The organism is Variovorax sp. E3, assembly GCF_016082275.1.
Lineage (GTDB): Bacteria > Pseudomonadota > Gammaproteobacteria > Burkholderiales > Burkholderiaceae_C > Variovorax.
Window position 1 is genome coordinate 1 of sequence record NZ_MOWM01000264.1, and the last position, 5,685, is coordinate 5,685.

2 tRNA genes and 3 rRNA genes are annotated in these 5,685 nt (G+C 50.5%); all 5 read right to left on the reverse strand.

Annotated features, from left to right (window positions below):
* Positions 1–55: 55 nt before the first annotated feature.
* Positions 56–168 (reverse strand): 5S ribosomal RNA (rrf, locus tag BMG07_RS39450).
* Between the two features lie 128 nt (positions 169–296).
* Positions 297–3,169 (reverse strand): 23S ribosomal RNA (locus BMG07_RS39455).
* Between the two features lie 324 nt (positions 3,170–3,493).
* Positions 3,494–3,569 (reverse strand) — tRNA-Ala (locus tag BMG07_RS39460).
* 29 nt (positions 3,570–3,598) lie between these two features.
* A tRNA-Ile gene (locus tag BMG07_RS39465) sits at positions 3,599–3,675 on the reverse strand.
* A gap of 85 nt (positions 3,676–3,760) precedes the next feature.
* A 16S ribosomal RNA gene (locus BMG07_RS39470) occupies positions 3,761–5,295 on the reverse strand.
* The 16S, 23S and 5S rRNA genes sit together here with 2 tRNA genes alongside, the layout of an rRNA operon.
* Between the last annotated feature and the right edge of the window lie 390 nt (positions 5,296–5,685).

Below are 5,685 nucleotides of genomic sequence, written 5' to 3' on the forward strand. Positions count from 1 at the left end.
CCCAAAGCAAAAAACCCCAGTCAGGAGTCTGACTGGGGTTTTCTGGGCTGTAAGAGCCTGACGATGACCTACTTTCACACGGGAACCCGCACTATCATCGGCGCTGAGTCGTTTCACTGTCCTGTTCGGGATGGGAAGGAGTGGTACCAACTCGCTATGGTCATCAGGCATAAAGGGTTGTTCTCGAGATCACATGATCTGGAGAACGAATTCATAGAGTTTGGAATCAGCTTTTGGCGAATTATTTTGAATGCGTCAACTTGGCATAACACCTTGATCTGATTGATCAAAGTTATAGGGTCAAGCCGCACGAGCAATTAGTATCAGTTAGCTTAACGCATTACTGCGCTTCCACACCTGACCTATCAACGTCCTGGTCTTGAACGACTCTTCAGGGGGCTCAAGGCCCCGGCAGATCTCATCTTGAAACGAGTTTCCCGCTTAGATGCTTTCAGCGGTTATCTCTTCCACACTTAGCTACTCGGCAATGCCACTGGCGTGACAACCGATACACCAGAGGTGTGTCCACTCCGGTCCTCTCGTACTAGGAGCAGGCTTCCTCAAATCTGCAGCGCCCACGGAAGATAGGGACCAAACTGTCTCACGACGTTTTAAACCCAGCTCACGTACCTCTTTAAATGGCGAACAGCCATACCCTTGGGACCGGCTACAGCCCCAGGATGAGATGAGCCGACATCGAGGTGCCAAACACCGCCGTCGATATGAACTCTTGGGCGGTATCAGCCTGTTATCCCCAGAGTACCTTTTATCCGTTGAGCGATGGCCCTTCCATACAGAACCACCGGATCACTATGTCCTGCTTTCGCATCTGCTCGACTTGTCAGTCTCGCAGTTAAGCACGCTTATGCCATTGCACTATCGTCACGATGTCCGACCGTAACTAGCGTACCTTCGAACTCCTCCGTTACGCTTTGGGAGGAGACCGCCCCAGTCAAACTGCCTACCATGCACTGTCCCCGATCCAGATAATGGACCTAGGTTAGAACCTCAAACACACCAGGGTGGTATTTCAACGTTGGCTCCACAAGATCTAGCGACCCTGCTTCAAAGCCTCCCACCTATCCTACACAGATCTGTTCAAAGTCCAATACAAAGCTACAGTAAAGGTTCATGGGGTCTTTCCGTCTTTCCGCGGGGAGATTGCATCATCACAAACATTTCAACTTCGCTGAGTCTCAGGAGGAGACAGTGTGGCCATCGTTACGCCATTCGTGCAGGTCGGAACTTACCCGACAAGGAATTTCGCTACCTTAGGACCGTTATAGTTACGGCCGCCGTTTACTGGGACTTCAATCAAGAGCTTGCACCCCATCATTTAATCTTCCAGCACCGGGCAGGCGTCACACCCTATACGTCCACTTTCGTGTTTGCAGAGTGCTGTGTTTTTAATAAACAGTCGCAGCCACCGATTTTTTGCAACCCATTCATGCTCCGTTGTTCACTTCACACTAATAGGGCACACCTTCTTCCGAAGTTACGGTGTCAATTTGCCGAGTTCCTTCTCCTGAGTTCTCTCAAGCGCCTTAGAATACTCATCTCGCGCACCAGTGTCGGTTTGCGGTACGGTCGTTGTTAGCTGAAGCTTAGTGGCTTTTCCTGGAACCTCGTTCAGTCACTTCACGGACAAGTCCGCTCGATCGTTGGCCTCGGTATATGTGCACCGGATTTGCCTAATGCACGCCTACATCCAACTAAACCAGAATAATCCAATAACTGGATGACCTATTAAGATCCGTCCCCACATCGCACTAACAATCGGTACAGGAATATTGACCTGTTTCCCATCAGCTACGCATCTCTGCCTCGCCTTAGGGGCCGACTCACTCTACGCCGATGAACGTTGCGTAGAAAACCTTGCGCTTACGGCGAGGGGGCTTTTCACCCCCTTTAACGCTACTCATGTCAGCATTCGCACTTCTGATACCTCCAGCACGCTTTACAACGCACCTTCACAGGCTTACAGAACGCTCTCCTACCACTTGCAATAAATTGCAAATCCGCAGCTTCGGTAACTGGCTTAGCCCCGTTACATCTTCCGCGCAGGACGACTCGATCAGTGAGCTATTACGCTTTCTTTAAATGATGGCTGCTTCTAAGCCAACATCCTGACTGTTTTAGCCTTCCCACTTCGTTTCCCACTTAGCCAATTTTAGGGACCTTAGCTGGCGGTCTGGGTTGTTTCCCTCTTGAGTCCGGACGTTAGCACCCGGTGCTCTGTCTCCCAAGCTGTACTCATCGGTATTCGGAGTTTGCCTTGGTTTGGTAAGTCGCCATGACCCCCTAGCCAAAACAGTGCTCTACCCCCGATGGTAATACTTGAGGCACTACCTAAATAGTTTTCGGAGAGAACCAGCTATTTCCAAGTTTGTTTAGCCTTTCACCCCTATCCACAGCTCATCCGCTAGTTTTGCAACACTAGTCGGTTCGGACCTCCAGTACCTGTTACGGCACCTTCATCCTGGCCATGGATAGATCACTTGGTTTCGGGTCTACACCCAGCGACTGATCGCCCTATTCGGACTCGATTTCTCTACGGCTTCCCTATTCGGTTAACCTTGCCACTGAATGTAAGTCGCTGACCCATTATACAAAAGGTACGCAGTCACCCCTTACGAGGCTCCTACTTTTTGTAAGCACGCGGTTTCAGGATCTATTTCACTCCCCTCCCGGGGTTCTTTTCGCCTTTCCCTCACGGTACTAGTTCACTATCGGTCAATGATGAGTATTTAGCCTTGGAGGATGGTCCCCCCATATTCAGACAGGATTTCTCGTGTCCCGCCCTACTTGTCGTTAGCTCAGTACCACACAGGTCATTTCACGTACGGGGCTATCACCCGCTATGGCCAGCCTTTCCAAGCTGTTCCGTTATGTCTTGTGCTATCACTAACAGGCTCTTCCGATTTCGCTCGCCACTACTTTCGGAATCTCGGTTGATGTCTTTTCCTCGAGCTACTGAGATGTTTCAGTTCACCCGGTTCGCCTCGCATGACTATGTATTCATCATGCGATCCTTTCGGTGGGTTTCCCCATTCGGAAATCTCCGGATCAAAGCTAATTTGCCAGCTCCCCGAAGCTTATCGCAGGCTATCACGTCCTTCGTCGCCTATCATTGCCAAGGCATCCACCACGTGCTCTTATTCACTTGACCCTATAACTTTGAGCTCTCCTTGCGGAGATCCAAAATCGTTTCAAGGAATTACCAGGTCTTTCACCTGGCGCGTTATGCCGTTACATTCAAAATTCGATTTGACTCGAAATTGAAGTTTCTTTTGACGCAATCAAAAATTCTATGCTGCTGATGGCACGGTCTGCACTAAACCTTTACGAATGTGCAGTTTCCATCAGCAGCGCTGATTCGACTCTATGAATTTTTTAAAGAACAGCCGATTGATCAAGAGATCCTGATCAACAACAAAGAAGCCTCATGCTCGCGCACAAAGCCGCTTTGGTGTTGAATTAAGTATCGATTTATTGGTGGAGGATGACGGGATCGAACCGACGACCCCCTGCTTGCAAAGCAGGTGCTCTCCCAGCTGAGCTAATCCCCCAAAACTCTCACACGAGAAATCAGAAGATTTGGTGGGTCTAGTTGGGCTCGAACCAACGACCCCCGCCTTATCAAGACGGTGCTCTAACCAGCTGAGCTACAGACCCATTCATCAAAACCTTCTCTCGAAGATCTCGACTTCTTCCAACAACCGATAAGTGTGGGCGTTTAAATTAAATTGCTTGTTTCCAGAAAGGAGGTGATCCAGCCGCACCTTCCGATACGGCTACCTTGTTACGACTTCACCCCAGTCACGAACCCTGCCGTGGTAATCGCCCTCCTTGCGGTTAAGCTAACTACTTCTGGCAGAACCCGCTCCCATGGTGTGACGGGCGGTGTGTACAAGACCCGGGAACGTATTCACCGTGACATTCTGATCCACGATTACTAGCGATTCCGACTTCACGCAGTCGAGTTGCAGACTGCGATCCGGACTACGACTGGTTTTATGGGATTAGCTCCCCCTCGCGGGTTGGCAACCCTTTGTACCAGCCATTGTATGACGTGTGTAGCCCCACCTATAAGGGCCATGAGGACTTGACGTCATCCCCACCTTCCTCCGGTTTGTCACCGGCAGTCTCATTAGAGTGCCCAACTGAATGTAGCAACTAATGACAAGGGTTGCGCTCGTTGCGGGACTTAACCCAACATCTCACGACACGAGCTGACGACAGCCATGCAGCACCTGTGTTACGGTTCTCTTTCGAGCACTAAGCCATCTCTGGCGAATTCCGTACATGTCAAAGGTGGGTAAGGTTTTTCGCGTTGCATCGAATTAAACCACATCATCCACCGCTTGTGCGGGTCCCCGTCAATTCCTTTGAGTTTCAACCTTGCGGCCGTACTCCCCAGGCGGTCAACTTCACGCGTTAGCTTCGTTACTGAGTCAGTGAAGACCCAACAACCAGTTGACATCGTTTAGGGCGTGGACTACCAGGGTATCTAATCCTGTTTGCTCCCCACGCTTTCGTGCATGAGCGTCAGTACAGGTCCAGGGGATTGCCTTCGCCATCGGTGTTCCTCCGCATATCTACGCATTTCACTGCTACACGCGGAATTCCATCCCCCTCTACCGTACTCTAGCTATGCAGTCACAGATGCAGTTCCCAGGTTGAGCCCGGGGATTTCACAACTGTCTTACATAACCGCCTGCGCACGCTTTACGCCCAGTAATTCCGATTAACGCTTGCACCCTACGTATTACCGCGGCTGCTGGCACGTAGTTAGCCGGTGCTTATTCTTACGGTACCGTCATTAGCCCTCTTTATTAGAAAAGGCCGTTTCGTTCCGTACAAAAGCAGTTTACAACCCGAAGGCCTTCATCCTGCACGCGGCATGGCTGGATCAGGCTTTCGCCCATTGTCCAAAATTCCCCACTGCTGCCTCCCGTAGGAGTCTGGGCCGTGTCTCAGTCCCAGTGTGGCTGGTCGTCCTCTCAGACCAGCTACAGATCGAAGGCTTGGTGAGCCTTTACCTCACCAACTACCTAATCTGCCATCGGCCGCTCCATTCGCGCAAGGTCTTGCGATCCCCTGCTTTCATCCGTAGATCGTATGCGGTATTAGCACAGCTTTCGCTGCGTTATCCCCCACGATTGGGCACGTTCCGATGTATTACTCACCCGTTCGCCACTCGCCGCCAGGATTGCTCCCGCGCTGCCGTTCGACTTGCATGTGTAAGGCATGCCGCCAGCGTTCAATCTGAGCCAGGATCAAACTCTATAGTTCGATCTTGATTTTTGCGCCTGACCTCGCGGCCAGGCAAAACTCATAAAAAAAGAATTGAAGTGAACTTCACTTCTATCTTCATGAGCGTTTTTAAGTCTTGCGACTTGTTCCGAAGAACTTACGCAATTACCTTCAAACGCCCACGCTTATCGGCTGTAAATTTTTAACGATCATCGAAGCAGCTTGTCGCTTGCTTCGTTTGCTTGCTGTGATCAGCGAAGCCTTGTAGTCTAACACGATTTTTTAAGTATCGTCAAACTTTTTTTCGCTTTCTTCAACTTCTTCTCAGCAGTCGGCAACTTTCGCCGCCAGCCGCCGAAGTCATTTCAGCGAAGCCTTCGATTATGCACTGCTTTTTAACTCAGCGTCAACTTCGAAGGAAGTTTTTTC